The organism is Thauera mechernichensis, from assembly GCF_029588855.1.
In the GTDB taxonomy this organism is placed as follows: domain Bacteria; phylum Pseudomonadota; class Gammaproteobacteria; order Burkholderiales; family Rhodocyclaceae; genus Thauera; species Thauera mechernichensis.
Genome location: NZ_JARQZE010000006.1, coordinates 143,969 through 165,429 on the forward strand (window position 1 = coordinate 143,969; position 21,461 = coordinate 165,429).

At 66.7% G+C, this 21,461-nt stretch carries 18 protein-coding genes; 6 read left to right on the forward strand and 12 right to left on the reverse strand.

Annotation, left to right across the window (positions count from 1 at the left end):
- Window positions 1-36: 36 nt before the first annotated feature.
- Window positions 37-663, forward strand: coding sequence for a hypothetical protein (locus P7F68_RS10975; protein ID WP_277833108.1), 627 nt, complete (start codon window positions 37-39; stop codon window positions 661-663).
- Between the two features lie 18 nt (window positions 664-681).
- On the opposite strand, the gene P7F68_RS10980 is transcribed toward P7F68_RS10975, so the two are convergent.
- Together P7F68_RS10980 and parA are read right to left on the reverse strand one after the other, a co-directional pair.
- Window positions 682-1,059 (reverse strand): hypothetical protein, encoded by a 378-nt coding sequence (locus tag P7F68_RS10980; RefSeq protein ID WP_002926235.1) that lies wholly within the window; start codon window positions 1,057-1,059, stop codon window positions 682-684.
- Window positions 1,060-1,061: 2 nt separating this feature from the next.
- Complete coding sequence (gene parA, locus P7F68_RS10985) at window positions 1,062-1,721, reverse strand: ParA family partition ATPase (RefSeq protein ID WP_002926237.1); 660 nt, start codon at window positions 1,719-1,721, stop codon at window positions 1,062-1,064.
- A 213-nt stretch (window positions 1,722-1,934) separates the two neighbouring features.
- Here parA and P7F68_RS10990 point away from each other — a divergent pair, with 213 nt between their 5' ends.
- From P7F68_RS10990 to P7F68_RS11005, 4 genes are all read left to right on the forward strand, one after another.
- Window positions 1,935-3,056 carry an extracellular catalytic domain type 2 short-chain-length polyhydroxyalkanoate depolymerase gene (locus tag P7F68_RS10990; protein WP_277833110.1) on the forward strand — a complete coding sequence of 374 codons (1,122 nt, stop codon included), beginning with the start codon at window positions 1,935-1,937 and terminating at the stop codon, window positions 3,054-3,056.
- A 58-nt stretch (window positions 3,057-3,114) separates the two neighbouring features.
- A complete protein-coding gene (locus P7F68_RS10995) occupies window positions 3,115-3,621 on the forward strand; it encodes an AAA family ATPase (RefSeq protein WP_277833111.1) in 507 nt (168 codons plus the stop codon).
- Window positions 3,622-3,667: 46 nt separating this feature from the next.
- A complete protein-coding gene (locus P7F68_RS11000) occupies window positions 3,668-4,684 on the forward strand; it encodes a class I SAM-dependent rRNA methyltransferase (RefSeq protein WP_277833112.1) in 1,017 nt (338 codons plus the stop codon).
- A 110-nt stretch (window positions 4,685-4,794) separates the two neighbouring features.
- Window positions 4,795-5,214 carry a hypothetical protein gene (locus tag P7F68_RS11005; protein ID WP_002926243.1) on the forward strand — a complete coding sequence of 140 codons (420 nt, stop codon included), beginning with the start codon at window positions 4,795-4,797 and terminating at the stop codon, window positions 5,212-5,214.
- Window positions 5,215-5,236: 22 nt separating this feature from the next.
- Here the strand turns inward: P7F68_RS11005 and P7F68_RS11010 are convergent, their stop codons facing one another.
- The 9 genes from P7F68_RS11010 to P7F68_RS11050 form a co-directional block, all read right to left on the reverse strand.
- On the reverse strand, window positions 5,237-5,809 hold the full coding sequence (locus P7F68_RS11010; RefSeq protein ID WP_277833113.1) for an SIR2 family protein: 573 nt from the start codon (window positions 5,807-5,809) through the stop codon (window positions 5,237-5,239).
- On the reverse strand, window positions 5,761-6,078 hold the full coding sequence (locus P7F68_RS11015; protein WP_277833114.1) for a hypothetical protein: 318 nt from the start codon (window positions 6,076-6,078) through the stop codon (window positions 5,761-5,763). The genes P7F68_RS11010 and P7F68_RS11015 overlap by 49 nt, the downstream gene beginning before the upstream one ends.
- A gap of 48 nt (window positions 6,079-6,126) precedes the next feature.
- Complete coding sequence (locus P7F68_RS11020; protein WP_277833115.1) at window positions 6,127-7,329, reverse strand: hypothetical protein; 1,203 nt, start codon at window positions 7,327-7,329, stop codon at window positions 6,127-6,129.
- A gap of 57 nt (window positions 7,330-7,386) precedes the next feature.
- The gene (locus P7F68_RS11025; RefSeq protein ID WP_277833116.1) at window positions 7,387-7,965 is read right to left on the reverse strand and encodes an NnrU family protein; all 579 of its coding nucleotides are present in this window, start codon (window positions 7,963-7,965) and stop codon (window positions 7,387-7,389) included.
- A 114-nt stretch (window positions 7,966-8,079) separates the two neighbouring features.
- Window positions 8,080-11,472: an EAL domain-containing protein gene (locus P7F68_RS11030; RefSeq protein WP_422126331.1), complete on the reverse strand. Its 3,393-nt coding sequence runs from the start codon at window positions 11,470-11,472 to the stop codon at window positions 8,080-8,082.
- A gap of 76 nt (window positions 11,473-11,548) precedes the next feature.
- Window positions 11,549-12,841, reverse strand: coding sequence for a nucleoside recognition domain-containing protein (locus P7F68_RS11035; RefSeq protein ID WP_002926251.1), 1,293 nt, complete (start codon window positions 12,839-12,841; stop codon window positions 11,549-11,551).
- A 101-nt stretch (window positions 12,842-12,942) separates the two neighbouring features.
- Window positions 12,943-15,180, reverse strand: coding sequence for an NADP-dependent isocitrate dehydrogenase (locus P7F68_RS11040; RefSeq protein WP_002926254.1), 2,238 nt, complete (start codon window positions 15,178-15,180; stop codon window positions 12,943-12,945).
- 215 nt (window positions 15,181-15,395) lie between these two features.
- Window positions 15,396-16,583, reverse strand: a complete 1,188-nt coding sequence (locus tag P7F68_RS11045) for a YbfB/YjiJ family MFS transporter (RefSeq protein ID WP_277833118.1) — start codon at window positions 16,581-16,583, stop codon at window positions 15,396-15,398.
- Between the two features lie 89 nt (window positions 16,584-16,672).
- Window positions 16,673-17,446, reverse strand: coding sequence for a hypothetical protein (locus tag P7F68_RS11050; RefSeq protein WP_002926259.1), 774 nt, complete (start codon window positions 17,444-17,446; stop codon window positions 16,673-16,675).
- A gap of 172 nt (window positions 17,447-17,618) precedes the next feature.
- On the opposite strand from P7F68_RS11050, the gene mscK reads away from it, so the two are divergent.
- A complete protein-coding gene (mscK, locus tag P7F68_RS11055) occupies window positions 17,619-20,972 on the forward strand; it encodes a mechanosensitive channel MscK (RefSeq protein ID WP_338405590.1) in 3,354 nt (1,117 codons plus the stop codon).
- Between the two features lie 15 nt (window positions 20,973-20,987).
- On the opposite strand, the gene P7F68_RS11060 is transcribed toward mscK, so the two are convergent.
- Window positions 20,988-21,362, reverse strand: a complete 375-nt coding sequence (locus tag P7F68_RS11060; RefSeq protein WP_002926263.1) for a hypothetical protein — start codon at window positions 21,360-21,362, stop codon at window positions 20,988-20,990.
- Between the last annotated feature and the right edge of the window lie 99 nt (window positions 21,363-21,461).

A 21,461-nucleotide genomic window follows, 5' to 3' on the forward strand; every position in this document is an offset into this window, starting at 1 on the left:
TAATAAAGTATTACCTTTACAGGGAAAGCCGACGACATGAACACCAAGACCCAGAACGCATTGCGTGCCGCCCTCCAGCATGAAGACTCCGCGCTCGAGAAGCGCCTGCCCGAGCCGGCCCAGACAGAAGCGGCCGCGACCACGCAGCCACCTGTAGCCGACGTGCAGGAAGCCAGTTCCACCGCTGCACCGGAGCCGGTCGCAGCACCTGCGGGAGCTCAGAACGGCACTGCCGACACCACCGCCGCCAACAGTACGCCGGTTGCCAATGCGGCGGCCGGTGCAGAGCCCCCCGCAGCACCGGCTGCCAGCGCGCAGGCGCCCGCTGAGCCGGTCGCAGCCGACAAGCCGCAACGCGAAACCTTCGTGATCGGCGAGAACGACTGCAAGCGCCTCAAGGTGCTGCGCGCAGACCTGGCCGACAGCGGCAAGCGGCCCGGCAAGTCTGAGCTCGTCCGCGCCGCGATCGGCGCCCTCGCCGCTCAGGGTACGGACGCGGTAAGGGCACTGCTGCGCGCACTGGCGCCGCTCGGCACCGGCAAGAAGGCCAAGGCCGCAGAGAAGAAGAAGGATGAGTCCAAGCGCAAGAAGACCGCGGCCAAGAAGGCCGGCGGACGCAAGGAAGCCACCGCCAAACGCAAGACCAACAAGAAAAAGCGCTGAGCGGCGCCGAGCGCAGGGTCAGTGCTTCTTGCTGCGCTTGCCCTTGGCGACCTTGGGCAGCGCGGCGATCACCTGCGCGACACCCGCGGTGTCGCGCTCGGCCAGCAGGGCGAGCCCCGCGCGCAGGATCTCCGACTTGCTCACCAGCACGCCGGCCTTGCCCAGCGCCTCGCGCAAGGCCTTGATGCGGCGGTGCTCGCTCGCCGGCATCGAAAAGGAGTCGCGCTCCACTTTCTCGTGGCGATCCTTGCGCTCGGCCTCCTGCGCTCCCAGCGTGTCGATACCGTCGTCCATCTCGCCGGCCACCCCGCTGGTCACCTCGCTGGCCGCAGGCTGCACCGGCACCTTCGCCGGGCCGGCGCTCGCACGTCGTTTACGCGTCGTCGCTGCAGTCATGCTCACCCCTCGATCAGCCGGACGACGGCCGAGACCAATCGATCGACTTCTTCCTGTGCCGCCGCTGCGGCACGGCCCAAGCCATAGACGGAGGTACCGCGCACCGCACTCAAGGCATACGCACTACGCTGCGACAAGGCCGCGTCCAGCACCGGCAGCTTGAAATCCTGCAACACCTCGAGCACATCGCCGGCGAGCGCCGTACGCATGACGCGGTTGGGCAGCAGCACGCCGCAGAGGGCAGGGCGGCTGCGCTGGCGATCGAGGATCAGGCGTTCGATGCCGCGCGTTGCCCACAGATCGGTCGGGCTTGGCACCACCGGCACCAGGGCCACATCACATAGCTCCAGCGCACTCATGGTATGTGGGTGTTCGATCGACGGCGGGCAATCCATCACGACCACATCGACCCGCCTCGCCACCGGACGCAGGGCCTCGGCCATGTCGACAGCAGAGCCCTTGAGCTGCAGCACCTCGCTCGCAATCGGCGCGTCCGCCGGGGCAAGCTCCGCCCAGCGCGATGCGCTCTCCTGTGGGTCGAGGTCGGCAAGCGCGACCCGGTAGCCCTGCAAGCCGAGGCCTGCCGCCAGTTGCAGGCTGACCGTAGTCTTGCCTGAGCCTCCTTTCTGCGAAATCAGCGCGATCAGCCGCCGTGCGCTCATGGTGCGTCCCGTTCAGGCGTGTAAAGGTAATACCCGACAGTCTAGCGAATCGGCGCCGGCTTGCACGCCCTGTCGACGCCCCCGCGCCTGCATTGGATCATTTCACTTGGCAAATCGTGTTGCGCAGCGCACCATTCGGCACAGTTCTTGCCACTGTCATCGATTCGCAGCCGTGGTGTTTCCCGCCCGGCGGCCAACAACGGGAGATCCGTCATGACATCGCTATCGAAAGCGCTCGCATCCGGCCTGCTCGCCCTCGCCACAGTTCTCTCCAACCCCGCAGCGGCCTCGCCGCCCGGGCCACTTCCCGCGCTCAACATCGACATCCGCGAGACCTCGGTGTCGGGCATCTCCTCCGGCGGCTTCATGTCTGCGCAGTTGCAGGTCGCGCACTCGTCGATCATCAAGGGCGCAGGCATCGTCGCCGGGGGCCCGTACTACTGCGCCCAGAACGACGTCATCACCGCCACCACGCTGTGCTCATGCACCGGCGAACCGATGCTCGGCTGCAAGGTCACCGAGCACAGCGCGGCCGTTCAGGCGCTGGTGACGGCCACCCAGGGCTTCTTCGCAAAGGGCTTGATCGACGACCCTGCCAACATCGCCCGCCAACGCGTTGCCACGGTCGTCGGCGGCGAAGACCGGCTGGTACCCACACCGATCGCACGCCAGCTCCACGACTACTACGGCGCCTTCGGCCTGCCGCCGGACAGCCTGAAAGCCATCGCCCTGGACGGCGCCGGGCATACGATGCCCACCATCGACTTCGGCGCCGCCTGCGCGACCACCGATGAACCCTATATCGGCAAGTGCGATTTCGACGCCGCAGGCGCAATCCTCGGCTGGATCTATCCCGACGCTGTCCCGCCCGCCCCGGCGGGCACGCCGGCGGCCGGCCGTTTCGTCGAGTTCGACCAAAGTGGCTATGTGCCCAAGGGCGGCCTGTTCGACTTCCTGTGGGGCTCAGGCATGGACAAGACAGGCTGGGTGTATGTCCCCCAGGTGTGCGAAGCGGGCGAGCGCTGCCGCCTCCACATCGCACTGCACGGCTGCAAGCAGGGCCAGAGTTACCTGCCTCTCAAGCGCCCGCCGGGCGGCGGGCTCTATAACGGCACCACCTTCGTGAAGAACACCGGCTACGACCGCTGGGCCGACGCCAACCGCCTGGTCGTGCTGTTCCCGCAGGCAGTGTCCATCCCCTGGCGTAACCCGAACGGCTGCTGGGACTGGTGGGGCTACACCGACGAGCACTACGCGACGCGTAACGGCGTCCAGATCCGCGCCCTGCGCGCCATGATCGACCGCCTCGGCGCAGGACTGCGCCCAGGGTCGTAGCATCCGCAGCGCCGCTTGCGGCACACTACCGGCCTCGTCCCAGACCAGGAAGCCCGGCATGGCCTCATCCTCGACACCCCCCTCCCGCAGCGCGGGCGCACCCGCAGCGCGCCAGGCGCGCCTGGTTGCGCTCATTGTCGGCGGGCTTTTCCTGCTGCTGATCGTGGCCTTCGTCGCCATGGTGTTCACGGTGCGCGACGAGGCCCGCCTCAACGCCGTGGGGCCGATCCCCCCGGCGCCCGGCGCCGAGCGCGGCGGTCTGGTGTTCCACGGCACGGCGAACATCTGGGAAGTGCGCGGCCGCATGACGCTCGACGCCGAGCGTCAGGTGAGCTTCAGCTTCGACCTCATCGGCCCCACTGCTCAGCCTGCACCCGCCACGCTGGCGTTCGACCTCAGCCTCGACATGCCCGACCACGACCGCGCGCCCATCCCGCTGCAGCACACGCTCGCCGGCCCCGGCAGCTATGTCGCCAAGGCGGCACTGCCCGAACCCGGGCGCTGGCGCCTGCGCCTGCAACTGCCCGAGATCACCGGTCTGTTCGAGTTCGAAGTCGATCGCTGAAGCCTCGCCCTGGGGCATACTGGCGCGCCCAGCGCCGGAGCGCCCCATGTCCTCGACCCTCACCGACCTGCTCGCCACCGCGCTCGCCGCCCGCGCGCCCCTGATCGAGCGCCTCGCCGCCGAACACACCGACGCCTACCGCCTGTTCCACGGCACGGTCGAAGGCGAGCCCGGCCTCACCGTCGACCGCTACGGACCGATGCTGCTGGTGCAGACCTTTCACCACCCGCTCAGCCTCGACAGCCTCGCCGAACTGCAGGCCTTCTACGCCACCGCCCTGCCCGGCCTGCCGCTGATCTGGAACGATCGCAGCGGCAAGCATTCGCGCATTGCCAACCCGCTGCCGCCCGAACAGCAGGCGGTCGCCGAAACACCCTGCGAGTTCTCCGAACTCGGCGTGCGCTACCGCTTCCAGGCCCGCCACGCCGGCCAGGACCCCTGGCTGTTCCTCGACCTGCGCGCCGCACGCCGGCGCATCATGCAGGAAGCGCCGGGCAAGTCCTTGCTCAACATGTTCGCCTACACCTGCGGGGTCGGCATCGCCGCCGCCAAGGCCGGCGCACGCCATGTGATCAACGTGGATTTCGCCGAATCCAGCCTTGCCGTCGGCAAGGACAACGCCCCCCTCAACACGCTGGCGACTCGCCCGCGCTTCATCAAGTGCGACGCCTTCGCCGCCCTGCGCCAGTACGCCGGCATCGGTCAGCCCCGGATGGTGCGCGGCAAGCACCTGCCGCCGTTCCCCGCCCTCGAGCCACACCGCTTCGACATCGTCTTCCTCGATCCGCCGCGCTACGCCAAGAGCCCGTTCGGCGTCGTCGACCTCATCAACGACTACGCCGCCCTGTTCAAGCCCGCGCTGCTCGCCACCGCCGAAGGCGGCACCCTGGTGTGCTGCAACAACGTTGCCCAGGTCGATCGCGAGGCCTGGCTCGACCAGCTCGAACGCAGTGCGCGCAAGGCCGGCAGGCCGCTGCGCGAGGCCGAATGGATCACCCCCGAAGACGACTTCCCCAGCCTTGACGACAAGCCGCCGCTGAAAACGGTGCTACTGCGCGTGTAAGCGACACATACGCCGCGTGCAGACACGCACAGGACTGAGCTGTAACGGTGAACAATGCGTTTTATTGTTGATCTACAATCACTTGCACCGTTTCATTCAGAGTTTTTCTCATGATCCGCCTGTCCACGATCGCCATCGCTACCCTACCTCTCCTGCTGTCGGCCTGCTTCAGCTCCGTACGCCCATCCCCGGTCGCCCAGCTGCCGGACGCGGGCCCGGCGCACCGCAACGGACAGCTCGACTTCGCGCTTGCCAGTGGCGACTACGGCTGCGAGCACGGCGTGCGCGTGCAGGTTCGGCGCGACATGCAGGAGCGCATCAACAACCGCATCCAGCTCGGCTGGAACGGCAATCAGTACCTGCTCGAGCGCGACCTGTCGCACTCCGGCCTGCCGCGCTTCGAGGACCCCGCCAGTGGCCTGGTGTGGATCGACCTGCCGTGGAAGAGCGTGCTGCTCGATGGCCGCAGCCACAAACCCATCGCCAGCGAATGCCGGCAGGTGCCGGTGCGCGTGGCCAACAGCGGCTAGGCGACGAACGGCCACACCACGCTCAGGCCAGCCGGCGAATCAGGCCCGCAATCTCGCCAAAATCGTCAAACCAGAGCGGGCGCACCCCCATCGAGAGATAGGGCGCCGAGGCCAGCGCAAGCTCCATCGCGCTCGCCTCGGAATGGCGACAGGACCCTGGCCACTTCAGTAGCGCGTAGTGGTAACGCCCAGGCAAGACCTTCGCGGCATCGCGCAGCAGCCGGTTCATCTCCTCGTCCGCAAACGAGCAACCGACGTACAGCGCATGATGCACGGGGTTGGCGAGCCAGCGTGCGAACACCTCGCCGACAATACCGGCGCGGCTGCCGCCATACGTGCACTCGTACTGGCTGGTGGAAAACACGAAGCGCACATGGGTGATCCGGAAAAGCCTCCGCGGCGTGTAGCCATGCACATGGTAGATGCCCTGATGCAAGGCGTGCTGGCCCTGCTCTCGCGCCAGCGTGTTCGGGTCGCCAGCGAGCTCATCTGCGCGCATTGCGTAGGCCGCACGCGCGAGTCCGGCCTCATCGAGCGCCTCGCCCATCAGGTCGTCGAAGTTGTAGGTGATGATCGCGTCCCAGCCTGGCAGCAACCCGCCACGATCGGGCACATTGACAGCCAGCGCGCCTTCAGCTCGACCTCGCCCCGGCGGTCTTCGTCCACGGACAAGCCGAAGCGCTGGGCCAGCGCCTGCGACATCTGCAGCGAGCGATACAGGCCGTTGATCTGGGTCTCGATCTCGAAGAACGCAGCGCCGATCTCGTCACGCTCGACAAGATCGGCAAACAGCTGCGGCTCCCAGCTGCGTGCGGTAAAGAACGCCCGCCAGGCGTGCGCATGCTGCGATGGTCCGACATACATGGCGCCCACCTCCTGGTCGTGCCGGACGCAGCACCGGCCTGCCGCGCCCTACATCAAGAGATTGCTCGGATTGCGGCACGCCTGGGCCGCCCCCGCCCGCGGAGCCTGTCCCGAGAGATCGATGGTAGCGCCATAGTACGAGTTGGCATTTGCCGTCGGCGCAACGCGCTGCGCCACCTCGAGCCTGAACGGTGCGCGCCCTGGTGCCACGCCGGAAAAAACGCGCTGCCACTCTCCGCTGCCGAACTCCTCGCAGGCGATCTCGGTCAGCTGCACACCACGCGCACGCATCGCACCGACGATGTCATAGGGTGGCTCAGCGCCGACTGCCATCCAGTTCATGGCCACTGTCCTGGCCGCGGGCGAACCGCTGACCGACACCTCGAACCTGCCCAGCTTGCCGCTCGCCGACAATTCGCGCGAACTCGCCTTCGCTGCCCAGCGCACACCGCCGAGACGTTGGCGCAGGGCGGCGACAGGCACCGCCTCGCCCGCTGCCGCCGGCAAGGCCGCCAGCAGGGCATCGGTTGCCGCCGCACTCGCGCCGATCTTTTCCCAGTCGGCTGCGCATTGTTCGTCTGCCCAGCGCGCCGCATCCGCGCTGAGCGACACATAGAAGCGGCGGCAATCGGCCAGAAAACGCGGCCGCGCCTCGGGCTGGACCACCAGCGGTGGCGGGGCCGGACCAGCAGCAGCCGTACTCCCTGCCGGCGCTGCAGCTACCGCCGCCGTGGCTGGCCGAGGCGCCGCAGCCTTGCCCTCGCTGGCATCGCTGACGGCAACCGCCTCGCCAAAACCATGGCCATTCCAGGCCAGCTGGGCAGCGCACTGCGTACTGGCGCTGCTGCCCGGCCCACAGGCCGCACCACGGCGCGCAATCTGCACCTTGGCTGGCTTGCCGGCGAGTACACGGTAGGCAATCAGCTGATCCGAATAGACCCGGCGTGCATTGTTGCGCGCGTCGACGACGAAGATATCGACCCGCGCCACACCCCCCTGGCGGAACAGGCCGGGGCGGCCGGTGCAATCGTAATCGCCTTCGGACAGCAGGTAATCGAGGCGGCCGTCGCCGGTGAAATCCTGTGCAACGACATAACGCCCGCTGCCGGCACGCCCGCCGGCTGCAGTGCAGCGGCGGTCCAGGTCGTTCATGTGCGTGAGCACGACGGCAGGAATGGGCGGGCGGGCCTGCGCCAGGACGGCGGAGGATATGCACGCCCCGACCAGGACGGACAAGAGGAATCTGCGCATGGCGACGGCCTCCAGGCTGTTGCTGCAGCCTAGACGCCAGCCCCGCAGCCGGCAAGCTCAGCCGAAGGGCGCCACCCCGAACAGCCAGGCGTGCAGGTAGCGTGCAAACACGAACCAGACCCCGGCGCCGATCAGCACGGCGAGCGCGTCGCGGCCGAGCGCGCCATCCGCGCGTACCACGCCATGTGCGCGATCACGCTTGCGCGCACTGGCGAACGCGGCGATCGACCACACCAGGAAACTGCCGAACAGCAGCACGTCTGCCAGCGTACCGTTCGAAATCAGATGCGCCAGCGCCCACAGCTTCACCCCCGCGCTCATCGGGTGGCCGAGCGCCGACTTCATGCGCGTGCCCGGCAGGTAGGTCGCCACCAGCAGGATGAAGGCCGGCAGCAGCAGCAGGGCTGCCAGATGGCGCGTCCACACCGGCGGGAACCACAGGTACACCGGGTCGTAGCGCGTCTGCGCATAGCCCCAGACAATCAGCACCAGGCCAATCACCGAGACGATCGAGTAGGCCAGCTTCCACTTTGCGGCGCCGTAGTGTGCGATGTACTGGGCGCGGTTGTCCTCGGCAACGATGCGCGCCGAATGCGTACAGAGAAACAGCACCAGGCCGATGATGAGTGCGGTCATGAAACAGGTCTCCAGCGTTTGAATCGAGCGAGTCAGACCCCGTCGATCGAATTTCGCTCCCGATCGACGAGCCCGTCACACTATGGCCCGCTCGGGCAGACCACGACAATTCGCTTAACGCCTCGGCGCGCCGCCACTTGCATGCGCCGTGATGAGCACGTAACACAGGCGCGCGTCGTCCGCGACCCTGGAGAAGGTGAGCGGTGATGCGGCCTTGTCGTCCTCGCCGGCAAGCGAGCAACCGGGCAGTGACTCGAGGTCATGCACGACCATACCCCAGTCGACAAACACGCGACGGGCCGCCGAGCCCTCGACGACGACGCGGATGTCACGGTGCAGCGGATCCTGTCGAATCCTGCGCATGAGCGCTTCGACCGCCTCGCGCTGACCCTCAATCATCTGCATGAACTCACCGTTCATGTAGAGCAGGCAACCGGACAGCCCCTCGAGACGATTGCGGCGCTGCATCACCTGCCGCAACGCCTTGAGCGTATCCGTTCCGACCTCCACCTGTGCGCGGCTCACATAGATGAGGTAGTAGAGCGACGGCGCGTTTGCCTCCCCCCCATCAGCCTGCTGAGCCTGGAAGTGACGCGCGAAATCGGCCTCGATGAGAGGGCGGTAGAAATGGTAGCCCTGCAGCATTTCACAACCGCAGGCGCACAACTCCTGGCGCTGTGCATCGTTCTCGACGCCTTCGGCGACAAGCTTCAAGCCCAGCGCTGCGCCAAGGCCGGCCACCGCGCGGATCACGGCGCGGTTTTCCTCGCTCCGTTCTAGACCGTCCACGAAGGCGCGGTCAATCTTCAGCACATCTACCGGGAGCCGTGTCAGCTGCGACAGCGACGAGTAGCCCGTGCCGAAGTCGTCGACGGCCACGCGCAGGCCGAACTCGGCCAGGCGCCGCAATACGCGCAGATTCGCCTCGACGTCGGCCATCAGCGCGGTCTCTGTGATCTCAAGCAGCAACCGCGAAGGGTCCGCCCCCGTGTCGCGCAGGATGGCCGCGAACACCTCCGGCAGATTCTCCTCACCCAGTTGGCGTGCCGACAGGTTCACCGAAACATACGGCGCCTGCTCGCCCCAGCGCTGACGCCAGCTTGCCTCGCAGCGGCAGGCCTGCCTCAACACCCACTCACCGATCGGCACGATCGCACCACTCAGTTCGGCAATGGGAATGAAGATGGCCGGCGACACTTCGCCCGTCGGCGGGTGCCAGCGCAGCAGGAGCTCTGCGCCCACAATCCTGGCCGTTTCCGCCGCCACGATGGGCTGGTAGCGCAGGGACAACTCGTTGCGCTCGATCGCCAGGCGCAAACCGGTACTGATCATGAGCCGCTGACGCGCCTTCTCCTCCAGCCCCTCGCTGAAGAACTGCCAGCCGTCCCCGCTGCGGGCCTTCACTGCATGCATGGCCGTATCGGCATGACGCAGGAGGTCGTCCGGGGCGTGGGTGGTGCCGTTACCAACCGCGATGCCGATGCTGGCAGTGACGTACAGGGCGTTGCCGTCGACCTCGATCGCCAAGCGCAAGGCGTCGTTGATGCGTTCGGCCAGCACCGACATGCTGGTCGGTTGCTCGACCTGCTCGCACAGCACCACGAACTCATCGCTGCCCAGACGCGCAACTGTGTCCCCGGGCCGAATCTGTTCGATCAGGCGCCTCGCGACCGTCTTCAGCAACTCGTCACCGGCTGCGTGGCCATGCGCACCGTTGATCAACTTGAAGCCATCCAGATCAATGAAGAGCAAAGCCACGATCAGGCCGCTGCGCCGCGAGCGTTGCAGCGCATTGGTGAGACGGTCCCGGATCAGCGCGCGGTTCGGCAGTCCTGTCAGCGTATCGTGGGTTGCCTGCCAGGTCAGGGTAGCCTCGGCCTCCTTGCGCTCGGTGATGTCACGCAGGGTGACCACCAGCAACCAACCCCGACCGTCATGGAACTTCGCGATCGAGGCTTCGAGCGGAAAGAAGCTGCCATCCTTGCGATAGCCGGTGATCTCGTTGCGCCGACCCATGCGGCGCTCGGTTTCCTCACTGTCGATGAAGGCCTTGACCAAGGCCGTATGGCGCTCACGAAAATGCGGGGGTACGAGGTGATGAACCGACAGGCCGACGAGCTCGCCAGCCTCGTAGCCAAACATCGCCTCCGCGCTGAGGTTGCACTGGCTGATCACGCCTTCGCCATCGGTCGTGATGATCGCCATGTCGGCCACCGACAGGATGCGCTGGGCCGACTCGAGGGGCTGCCGGCTGGCGCCGATCTCCGCAGCGAGCCGGGCCGTCAGCGCCGGGCTTGGCAGCTCGAGGCCCCGCTCCTGGTCGATCTCGGCCTGATAGCGCGCAGGGATGCGCGGCTCGATGCAACCGAAGTGCTCGACGATCTCGAACACCCCGTCGCGGGTGCAGCGTGCCAGATGGACATTGACGCTTGCATGCTGGGTCACGGGATCCATCCGGACTTCGCCCTGCGGACCACTTACCTCGACTCGGCGCAGCGCACCGATCAGCGCCGGGTTACTGACGCCACCCGCGGCACGAGCCGCAGTGGCGAAAGCGTGCACGCACAGGTAGGCCGCCTCGCCGAAATGGGTCAGAACACCGTTTCCATCGGGCCAGATCCCGCTCACTCCCTGCTGCTGCTGCAGGCGCTGGAGATAGCTGCGATTGAGCGGGGTGTCGACCGACATGAAATAGGTATTGCTCACATACACGCCCGCCCTCACCTCGGGCGGCAGCTGGCTGGCCATCAGCTCGTCGAAATGCCCCGTGATGACGGCCATCCGTGGCTTGAGTCCGAGCTCGGTGAAGCGCGTGAGCACCGCAATCTGGTCCACCCCGGCAAAGTACGGTACGAACACATCCGCACCGGAGCGGGCGAGCTGTGCCATCAAGGCCTCAACCTGGTCGGCTACGACACCGAGCGGAAGATACGCCTCGCCCACCACATCGCCCTCGAGCTCGGTCAGTGCGCGCTTGGCCGCGTCGATCGAGCCCCTTGGCCACTCGTAATTGTTGCCGGCAAAAAACACCTTCAGGCCATGATGCCGGGCCGCGAAGGGGATCATTCTGTCGATCTGCTGATTGGGCAGCGCGGCAAAGTGGAAGAAGTAGGGCGAGCGGATGCTGCCCTCGTAGAAGGAGAAGTTGAGCAGCGGTACCCGTCGTGGCTCGGCTACGCGGTAGGCCACGTCGATACGGGCGTTGGACAGCAGATTGCCGATGAGGGCAACACAACCGTGCTCATCGATCAGGCGTTCAGCCGCCGACATCGCCGTCGCCGGCAAGCTGCCATCATCCTCGACGATCAACTCGAGCGCGCACCCGAGAATCCCGCCCTGCTCATTGACCTCGGCGCAGGCAATCGTCGCCGCGGCGACGATCTCCGGGCCATAAAGACTGACCACGCCACTCAGGGGAGCCATCAAACCGATGCGAAACTTACCGCTCAAAACGTTCAAGCTCCATATTCGTGATGCTGCGCGCGAGCCCCAAAAGCTAGCATCCAAGCGCCAAAGCGCCTCGCGATTTTGTCACATCATCAAGAAATCAACATTTTTTGGAACACAAGCCGGCACGACGGAACTACAGGAACAGGTAGGAGCAGATCGCTACCGCGGCTGCCACCGCGACCACGTCCGCGGTCAGCGCCGCCGCCAGGGTGTGGCGGATGCGGCGGATCTGCACCGCGCCGAAATACACCGCCAGCACGTAGAAGGTGGTCTCGGTCGAGCCCTGCAGCGTGGTGACGAGGTAACCGACGTAACTGTCGGGCCCGATCGCCGGGTCGTTGATGATCGAGGCCATCACGCCGTAGGCGCCCGAACCGGACAGCGGGCGCAGCAAGGCCATCGGTAGTGCCTCCGGCGGCAGGCCGACGCGGGAGGTGAGCCCGCCGAGCAGGTTCACCATCACGTCCATCGCCCCGCTGGCGCGGAACATGCCGACCGCGACCAGGATCGCAACCAGGTAGGGAATGATGCGCAGCGCCACCTGGAAACCGTCCTTGGCGCCGTCGACGAAGACCTCGTAGATGCGCACCCCGCGCAACACGCCAAAAAGCAGGAAGCCCATCATCAGCCCGGGGATGATCCACGGCGAGATCACGCGCCCCCAAACGATGGTCGCGGGAATGAGCGCGATGATGGCGCCCAGGGCGAGGACGGACACCCACAAGGGGTAAGCGCCGGGGTCGTCCACCGCCTCACGCGCCGGATCGTCGGCCACCCAGGGCCGCTCCATCGCAGCGGCGGCCGGATCGACCGGGCCAAGGGCCGAGAAGCGCTTGTAGATCAGTGCCGCGGTGATGGCGGCAATGGTGGCGCACACGGTCGCGAACAACGTCGTCGGCAGGATGGCAGCGGGATCGGCCGAGCCGGCCGCAGCGCGGATGGCGATGACGCCGGTGGGCAGCAGCGTGATGCTGGAAGTGTTGATGGCAAGGAACAGCGCCATCGAGTTGGTCGCCGTACCGGGCCGGGTATTGAGCTTGTCGAGCTCCTGCATGGCACGGATGCCGAAAGGCGTGGCGGCATTGCCCAGGCCAAGCGCATTGGCCGACAGGTTGAGGATCATCGCCCCCATCGCCGGATGGTTGGGCGGTACCTCGGGGAACAGCCGGGTCATCAAGGGCCGGATCAGGCGCGCGATGATCACCAGCAGCCCGCCAGCCTCAGCCACCTTCATCAGGCCAAGGAACAGCGTCATTACCCCCACCAGGCCGAGCGCGAGTTCCACCGCGCCGCTGGCGGACGAGATCATGCCTGCGGACAGCACCTCCATCGGCGACTGCACGCCGTCGACCGGGACGTGGCTGAACTGCCGCCAGGCGGCGGCGACGAAGGCAATGAGGACGATGCCGAAGAAGATCCCGTTCATGACCGGAAAGATATCGAAACCAAGAAAAAACGCGTGGGCGAACCGCTCGGCGGCTCGCCCACGCGTCTCATTGCTGCACGCCGGTCAGGCCGGCGCCTGCATCAGGCCCCTGCGGCACGCAGGATGCTGTTGAGCGTGGCGCTCGGACGCATCACTGCCTTGCACTTCTCGGGGTCGGCCTTGTAGTAGCCACCGATGTCAGCGGGCTTGCCCTGAACTTCGGCCAGTTCGGCGATGATCTTCGCCTCGTTGTCGGCCAGGTCCTTGGCGAGGGGCGCGAACTTCGCCGCCAGTTCTGCGTCCTCGGTCTGCGTAGCCAGGCGCTCGGCCCAGAACTTGGCCAGGTAGAACTGGCTACCGCGGTTGTCGAGCTGGCCGGTCTTGGGCGAGGGCGACTTGTTCTCGTCGAGCAGGCGGCCGGTCGCTTCGTCCAGGGTCTTGGCGAGCAGCTTGGCCTTGTCGTTGCCGGTCTTGATGCCGAGGTCCTCGAGCGACACCGCCAGGGCAAGGAACTCGCCCAGCGAATCCCAGCGCAGATGGTTCTCCTGCACCAGTTGCTGCACGTGCTTGGGTGCCGAACCGCCGGCGCCGGTCTCGTACATGCCGCCACCGGCCATCAGCGGAACGATCGACAGCATCTTGGCGCTGGTGCCCAGTTCCATGATCGGGAACAGGTCGGTGAGGTAGTCGCGCAGGATGTTGCCGGTCACCGAGATGGTGTCGAGGCCGCGGATCACGCGCTCGAGCGTGTAACGCATCGCACGCACCTGGCTCATGATCTGGATGTCGAGGCCTGTGGTGTCGTGCTCCTTGAGGTAGGTGCGCACCTTCTTGATGAGCTCGTTCTCGTGCGGACGATAGGGGTCGAGCCAGAAGATGGCCGGCATGCCGGAGTTGCGCGCGCGCGTGACGGCGAGCTTGACCCAGTCGCGGATCGGCGCATCCTTGACCTGGCACATGCGCCAGATATCGCCCTCTTCGACGTTCTGCGACAGCAGCACCTCGCCGGTGTCGAGATCGGTGATGTTGGCCACACCGTCTTCGACGATCTCGAAGGTGCGGTCGTGCGAGCCATACTCCTCGGCCTTCTGCGCCATCAGGCCGACGTTCGGCACCGTGCCCATCGTGCGCGGGTCGAAGTTGCCGTGCCACTTGCAGAAGTTGATCATCTCCTGGTAGATGCGGGCGAAGGTCGATTCCGGCATGACCGCCTTGGCGTCGTACTGCTTGCCGTCCGCACCCCACATCTTGCCGCCCTGACGGATCATCGCCGGCATCGACGCGTCAACGATGATGTCGTTGGGCGAATGGAAGTTGGTGATGCCCTTGGCCGAATCGACCATGGCCAGCGCCGGACGATGCTCCTGGCAGGCATGCAGGTCGCGGATGATCTCGTCGCGCTTGGATTCGGGCAGGGTCTTGATCTTCTCGTAGAGGTCGACCATGCCGTTGTTGACGTTGATGCCCAGCTCTTCGAACAGCTTGCCGTGCTTGGCGAAGGCGTCCTTGTAGTAGATCTTGACGCAGTGACCGAAGACGATCGGGTGCGAGACCTTCATCATCGTCGCCTTCACGTGCAGCGAGAACAGGATGCCGGCCTCGCGGCAGTCGTCAAGCTCCTTCTCGTAGAACTCGCACAGCGCCTTCTTGCTCATGAACATCGAGTCGATGATCTCGCCTTCGAGCAGGTCGGTCCTGGGCTTGAGCACCACGGTCTTGCCCGACTTGGTGATCAGCTCCATCTTGACCGAGCGTGCGCGGTCGAGCGTCATCGACTTCTCGCCGTGGTAGAAGTCGCCGTGGTGCATGTGCGAGACGTGGGTCTGCGACCACTGCTTCCACTCACCCATCGAGTGCGGGTTCTTCTTGGCGAAGTTCTTGACCGCGGCCGGTGCGCGGCGGTCGGAGTTACCTTCGCGCAGCACCGGGTTGACCGCAGAACCGAGGCAGCGGCCATAGCGCGCGCGGATGTCCTTTTCCTCGTCCGTCTTCGGATCCTCAGGGAAGTCGGGGATCTTGTAGCCCTTTTCCTGGAGCTCCTTGATGCAGGCCTTGAGCTGCGCCACCGAGGCACTGATGTTGGGCAGCTTGATGATGTTGGCGTCGGGCTCGAGGGTCTTCTTGCCCAGCTCGGCGAGCGTGTTGGGCACGCGCTGATCTTCGCTCAGGTACTCGGGAAACTCGGCAAGCACACGCGCCGAAACCGAGATGTCGGCCTTCTCCACCTCGACGCCTGCGGGTGCGGTGAAGGTGCGGACGATCGGAAGGAACGCGCACGTCGCCAGCAGCGGCGCCTCGTCGGTGAGCGTGTAGATGATCTTCGAATTCCCTGCAGACATTGTTTCCCCCTGGACCTTGATCTTGTGGTGACGAACGATGGCCGGCCCCTCATCGCCCCTGTAGGAACGTGAGGACCGTGCGCGCAGCAGACGCGAAAAAATAGCACGCGCTGCGCGCGCATTTTCGCACTTCACGGCCATGGAGGGGAAATTTGTGCGGCCCCCGATGGATCAGGCGGCGGCGCCTCGCAACCCGGGTTGGCCCCTGCCGCGGCTCAGGCCTGCGCACCCTCGCGGTCGCGGCGCTCCACCGCCTTCAGCATCAACAGCAGGATGGTGCCCACCACCATCATGGCGGCGGCAAAGTACAGGCCACCCGCATAGCTGCCGAAGGTGGCGCCCAGCCAGCCGGTGACCGCCGGGCCGAGGATCTGCGCGACGCCGTAGGAGATGGTCATCTTGCCCATCATCTTCGCTGGCCGCGTGGGGTAGTAGCGTCCGGCCATGGTCAGCACCAGGCTCACCATGCCGACGAAGGTGCCGCCGAAGAGCAGCGCGCCTGCGATCGCCCCCACCATGCCGCCCACCACCACCGGCAGCAGGATGCCGACGATCTGCAGCACGGCGGCAAGGATCAGCGCATTGAGGGCGCCTGTGCGACGGGCGACGAAATCCCACACGATACAGGCCGGCATCGCTGCCAGGCCGATGGCAAGAAAGCTCCAGCTACCCTGGCCTTCCAGCCCCGGCAGGCGGTTGACGATGGCGACGATGAAGGTCGCGCTGACCACGAAGCCAATCCCGGCGCAGAAATAGGACGCCATGAAGATGCGCATGAACAGCGGGCTGGGCGGGTCGTCGTGCATGGGTGCGCCGCTCCGCGTCACCCCGCTGGTATCAGGCGCCGGTAGCCAGGACAGCGCCGGCACCAGCAGCCCGCAGGCGATCACCGTGAAGACGAACCACTGCGCACGCCAGTCGAGCCACTGGCTCATCAGCGCCACCGCCAGCGAACAACCCGCGATGCCCAGGCCGATGCCGGCGAAGTGGATACCGAGCTCGCTGCGGTGGTTGTGGCGGATCAGCCAGTTCAGGATCAGCCCGGTACCGAGCAGCATCGACGCCGCGCTCGACAGCCCAGCCAGGTAGCGCGACGCGGCCCATACCCAGAAATCGGTCGTCAGCCCCATCATCACCGTGGTCAGCACCGCCATCACCATGCCGATACGGTACAGGCGGTCCTTGAGCACCAGATTGCTGATCGATGCCGCGAGCAATGCACCGCTCAGATAGCCCAGGTAGTTGATCGCCGCCAGCCAGCCGCCCTCGGCAAGCCCGAGGCCGGCCTGTGCCTGCATCAGCGGCAGCAGGGGCGTATAGGCGAAACGTGCTACGCCGAGCGCAAGCATCAGGCTGAAGATGCCGGCGCCGAGCACCTTCATGCGTTGGAACTGCTCATCCATTGTTGTTGTTTTCCGTCTCTCTTGGGGCACACACCATAGTCTGCGCAGGACGCAGACTCAAGCACCGGGCGCGGCCGCCCGCGCCCGCGCTAGGCGCCTTGCCCCCGCGGCGACAACAGCAGCCGCCCGGCCTGCAGCATCCCCCACATCACCAGCACAGGCAGCACCAGCGTCTGCAGCAGGAACACCACCGCGATGCGGATGGTGTGATCGACGATGCGCTCGGCTGCTGCCTTGAGCGCGTCGATCCGCTCGCGCACCTCCCACCAGCGCAACTTGGCCGCCTCCTCGGCCACCGGCAGCGCGCCGAAGGAGTCGGCCGCCTGCTCGATGCCCTGCTGGTGCACGCGGTACTCGTCAGCCATGAAGGCCTGGAAGGCATACTCGCTCGTCAGCGCCGCCACCGGCACGATGAAGCGCACCAGCAGCAAGGCCACCAGCACCCGCGACAGCCAGGCCGGCGGCGGCCCGCGCAGGCAACACACGGCCCAGGCCACCGCGACCACGGTGAGGGCCGCGGCCACCAGCCAGCCAGCACCGATCTGCATCAACAGCAACTGTGCGCCAAACGCGATGCTCGCTGCCAACATCAGGGTGGAGAACTGCTCGATCAGGTCATTCACCGGGTCCAGCACCTGGCCGGGCGCGAGCTTGACACCGACCACCACGCCCCCGCTGACTTCGGTGCCCTGCACCACCGAGATCACCGCATTCAAGGCGCGCGCCGCGGCGAAACTCGCCACCGCACGCTTGAGCCCCGCCTCGGCGTGGGCCTCGGCAATCTGATCGAGCGGTTTCAGCCACGCCAGCGCGGCAATCAGAAGCACCAGCAGAGGCAGGATCAGGCGAACAGGTGATGGCATGGCGGCGATTGGCGGCAGGTTGATCGAGTGCTCTCGGTGAGTGGGGTCACGATCGGAAAGAGTTCCGGGGCGCTGCCGTCGCGCCGACCCACACCCACCCATGCTGGAGGAACACTGCGCTCGCCACGCAGCAGGGTACACTCCGGTCTTGCCCAGATCGCTCCTCACGCGCATGCCCTCGTTCCCGCACCTGGTCCGCCTTCTCGTCCTCCTGCTCCTGCCGCTGCTCGTATTGCGGGCAGCGGCAGAACCGCCCCTGCCGCCGGCGGCCAAGGAATTGCAGGCTCGCGCCGCTGCACTGGCGGAGCGCCAGCTGCCCGAATCCGAGCGCCAGGCGGCTCAGCAAGCCCTGGACCAGGCCTTGTCGCGGCTCGCCGCCGCGGAGGATTACCGCCAGCAGCTCAGCACGCTGAACGAGCGCCTGGCCGCAGCCCCCCGGCAGATTTCCACTGCACGGACTCAACTGGATGCGTTGCAGGCCAAGGCGGAGCCTGACCAGGCTGCAGCCCTCGGCCCGGAGCTGTCCGCCGGCGTGCTCGAACAACGCCTGGCCGAGCGCAATGCCGAACTCAGCCAATGGCAGCGCAGTCTCGATGAGGCCGACGCACTCTTGCTGAGTGCCCGCACTGGCCCGGAGCGCGCCCAGACCGAGATCAGCACCAACCAGACACGCATGACCGCCATCGAGGCCGCCCTGTCCGCCAACCGCGAGCCGGGCCCGGGCCGCGAGGCCCGCTCGCTGACCACCGAGCGGCGCGACGCGCTCGCGGCCGAATGGCATGCGCTCGACGCACAAAACCGCCTGCGCCAGCTCGAACTCTCGGGTAGCAGCGTACTGCAGGACCTCGGCCAGGCACGGCGTGAGCTCGCTGCCGAGCACCTTCGCCGCCTCGGCGCCGAGACCCACGCACTGCAATCCGCGATCAACGCACGGCGCAGCGCCGACGCAGTGGAAACCGTGGAGGCGCTCAGGCGCGAGCAGGCCCAGACACCCGACACCGGCGGCCTGATCGCGCGCGAGATCGCTGCCAACCAGCGCGTGTCCGAATACCTGCTGCGTGCCACCGAGCACCTCAACACGCTCACCCAGCGCAATCTGGCAACCCGCCAGCAGCTCGACAGCCTCAACCGCGCCGGCACCATCATCGACGAGCAGATCAACGTACTGCAGGGCAGCCTGCTGCTGTCGCGCATCCTGCTCGAGCAGAAGCGCGCGCTACCGCAGCCGCGCGTGGACAAGCAGCTCGCCGAGCAGATCGCCGACATCCGCCTCTACCAGTTCGAGGTCAGCAAGCAACGCGAACAGCTCGGCACCCCCGCCGCCCATGCCGAACGCCTACTCGCCGAACTGCCGCCTGAGCAGGCCGACGAGACCATGCGCAGCCAGCTGCTCGGGCTGCTGACGGCACGCGCGGAGCTACTCGAACGGCTCAACCGCGAACTCAGCGCCGTCCTCAACGAATCGATCACACTGCAGCTCAGCGAACGGCAGCTGCAGGCCACGGCAGACCGCCTGCGCAGCACGCTGGACGAGCAGATGTTCTGGATCCCCAGCAACCGCCCGCTCGATGCCGCCTGGGTCATGGCCGTTCCTGCCGCGCTGCAGGCGCAGCTGGCCGCCATCCCGTGGCAGTCGGCGAGCACGGAACTGTGGGCAGGTCTCAAGGCTCGTCCGCTGCTGTTCCTGCCGGTGCTGCTGCTGACCCTGTGGCTGTTGTCGCGGCGGCGCTGGCTGCGCGCCCGGCTGGACGGTCTGCATGCAGACATCGGCTACGTGCGCCGCGACAGCCAGCTGCACACGCCGCTCGCGATCCTGTTCAACATCCTGCTCGCACTGCCGGTGAGCCTGCTGCTCGCCCTCGCCGGGCTCGCCCTGCAGATGGACGCCCGCGGCCAGAACGCCAGCCTGGGCGCCGCCCTGCTGCAGATGGCCCAGGCCTGGCTGGTGTTCTACACCGCGTATCGCGTGCTCGCGCCCGCTGGCGTCGCCGAGCGCCACTTCCGCTGGCCGCTCGAGCGCGTGCGCGAGCTGCACCGCCACATGCGCCACCTCGGCCTGGTCGTGCTCGCGGTGGTGGCGGTGGTCGCCATGGCCGAACGCCAGCCCGAGGCGCTCGCCAACGACGTGCTCGGCATCCTGATCCTGCTCGCCGGCTACGCCACCATGGCCTGGCTGATGGCGCGCCTGCTGATCCACCGCTCGCAACAGGACCGGCCCTCGCCCCTGCGCGTCACCATCGGCGTCGCCCTCGGACTGATGCCGCTCGCCCTCATCGCGGCCCTGCTCATGGGCTACTACTACACCGCGCTCAAGCTCACCGGGCGGCTGATCGACACCCTGTTCGTGCTCATCCTCTGGCGCCTGGTCGAAGCCACCGTGATCCGCGCCCTCGGCGTCGCCGCCCGCCGCCTCGACCACCAGCAGGCGGTCGCGCGCCGCGAAGCCGCCGAGCGCGAAGGCCTGCCCGGCGCCGACACCGACGACGGCATCGAGCCACCTCGCTTCGACATCGATCGCATCAGCCAGCAATCGCTGCGCCTGCTGCATCTGGGCCTGCTCGCCGGGCTGCTACTGAGCCTGTACTGGGTATGGGCGGACCTCATCACGGTGTTCGCCTACCTCGACAACATCACCCTGTACGAATACGCCAGCGGCAGCGGCGACACCGCAAGCGTCACCCCGATCAGCCTGCGCGACCTCATCGCCGCGCTGGTCATCGGCAGCATCGCCTTCCTGCTCGCGCGCAACCTGCCTGGCCTGCTCGAGGTGCTGGTGCTGTCACGGCTGCAGCTGGCGCAAGGCAGCGCCTACGCGACTACCACACTGCTGTCCTACGTGATCATGGCGGTGGGCATCGTCGCCACGCTCGGCTCGCTGGGGGTGAGCTGGGACAAGCTGCAGTGGCTGGTGGCGGCGCTGTCGGTGGGTCTGGGCTTCGGCCTGCAGGAGATCTTCGCCAACTTCGTATCCGGCCTCATCATCCTGTTCGAGCGCCCGGTGCGCATCGGCGACACGGTCACCATCGGCAACGTGTCGGGCACGGTCACCCGCATCCAGATCCGCGCCACCACGATCACCGACTTCGACCGCAAGGAAATGATCGTCCCCAACAAGGCCTTCATCACCGGCCAGCTCACCAACTGGTCACTGACCGACACCGTCACCCGCATCACGGTCAAGGTGGGCGTGGCCTACGGCTCGGACCTCGAGCTCACCCGCAAGCTGCTGCTACGGATCGCCGAGGACAACACGCGCGTACTAAAGGAGCCCAAGCCGCTGGTGTTCTTCCTCAGCTTCGGCCCCAGCACGCTCGACCATGAACTGCGCGTGCATGTACGCGAGCTGGGCGACCGCAACGCCGCCATCGACGAGATCAACCGCGAGATCGACCGCCTGTTCAAGGAGCACGGCATCGAAATCGCCTTCAATCAGATGGATGTGCATATCCGCAGCATCGACGGCAAGGAAGCGCGGCTGCAGACCATCGAGGCACCGCGGGCCGGCGGCGGCGGCGAGTTGAAGTGAGGGCGGGCGGCCTGCTCAGCGTCCGCGCTCGTCCTGGCCCGCGCCGTCCTCGATCTTGACCTCGCGAATCACCTCGCCCTCGATGATCAGGCCACGCGCGGCCTGCGCCCCGCCGGACTCGCCCGCACGCATGCCGGCCTCGGCCATGCGCGCATCCATCTGCTCACGCATGGCCTTGCGCAGCGCGCGCGTCTTCCACCAGAAGTAAGCCCATACGACCACGCCAACGGTGATCACCACGGCGAACAAGGCCACCGAGAAGGTCAGCGCCAGCACGAACACCCCGAGCGCCGCCACACCGCCGACGATCTTCTGCCACAGCGATGGCGGCGTGGCACTGCCACCGCCAACATTGAGGAATACACCGGAGAAACGAGGATCCTTGTGCATGAACTTGTCCTGAAGTGAATGCGCAGTATGCGCCTGCGTCGCGTCTTGGCAGATCAGAGCGCTGCGCGGAAGAAAGATTCCGCATCATCGCGCACGCGG

What these genes read in the sequence shown, in the direction of transcription:
- P7F68_RS10975 (WP_277833108.1), top strand. Translation starts at nt 37, where the DNA reads ATGAACACCAAGACCCAGAACGCATTGCGTGCCGCCCTCCAGCATGAA.
- P7F68_RS10980 (WP_002926235.1), bottom strand. Translation starts at nt 1,059, where the DNA reads ATGACTGCAGCGACGACGCGTAAACGACGTGCGAGCGCCGGCCCGGCG.
- parA (WP_002926237.1), bottom strand. Translation starts at nt 1,721, where the DNA reads ATGAGCGCACGGCGGCTGATCGCGCTGATTTCGCAGAAAGGAGGCTCA.
- P7F68_RS10990 (WP_277833110.1), top strand. Translation starts at nt 1,935, where the DNA reads ATGACATCGCTATCGAAAGCGCTCGCATCCGGCCTGCTCGCCCTCGCC.
- P7F68_RS10995 (WP_277833111.1), top strand. Translation starts at nt 3,115, where the DNA reads ATGGCCTCATCCTCGACACCCCCCTCCCGCAGCGCGGGCGCACCCGCA.
- P7F68_RS11000 (WP_277833112.1), top strand. Translation starts at nt 3,668, where the DNA reads ATGTCCTCGACCCTCACCGACCTGCTCGCCACCGCGCTCGCCGCCCGC.
- P7F68_RS11005 (WP_002926243.1), top strand. Translation starts at nt 4,795, where the DNA reads ATGATCCGCCTGTCCACGATCGCCATCGCTACCCTACCTCTCCTGCTG.
- P7F68_RS11015 (WP_277833114.1), bottom strand. Translation starts at nt 6,078, where the DNA reads ATGTATGTCGGACCATCGCAGCATGCGCACGCCTGGCGGGCGTTCTTT.
- P7F68_RS11020 (WP_277833115.1), bottom strand. Translation starts at nt 7,329, where the DNA reads ATGCGCAGATTCCTCTTGTCCGTCCTGGTCGGGGCGTGCATATCCTCC.
- P7F68_RS11025 (WP_277833116.1), bottom strand. Translation starts at nt 7,965, where the DNA reads ATGACCGCACTCATCATCGGCCTGGTGCTGTTTCTCTGTACGCATTCG.
- P7F68_RS11035 (WP_002926251.1), bottom strand. Translation starts at nt 12,841, where the DNA reads ATGAACGGGATCTTCTTCGGCATCGTCCTCATTGCCTTCGTCGCCGCC.
- P7F68_RS11040 (WP_002926254.1), bottom strand. Translation starts at nt 15,180, where the DNA reads ATGTCTGCAGGGAATTCGAAGATCATCTACACGCTCACCGACGAGGCG.
- P7F68_RS11045 (WP_277833118.1), bottom strand. Translation starts at nt 16,583, where the DNA reads ATGGATGAGCAGTTCCAACGCATGAAGGTGCTCGGCGCCGGCATCTTC.
- P7F68_RS11050 (WP_002926259.1), bottom strand. Translation starts at nt 17,446, where the DNA reads ATGCCATCACCTGTTCGCCTGATCCTGCCTCTGCTGGTGCTTCTGATT.
- mscK (WP_338405590.1), top strand. Translation starts at nt 17,619, where the DNA reads ATGCCCTCGTTCCCGCACCTGGTCCGCCTTCTCGTCCTCCTGCTCCTG.
- P7F68_RS11060 (WP_002926263.1), bottom strand. Translation starts at nt 21,362, where the DNA reads ATGCACAAGGATCCTCGTTTCTCCGGTGTATTCCTCAATGTTGGCGGT.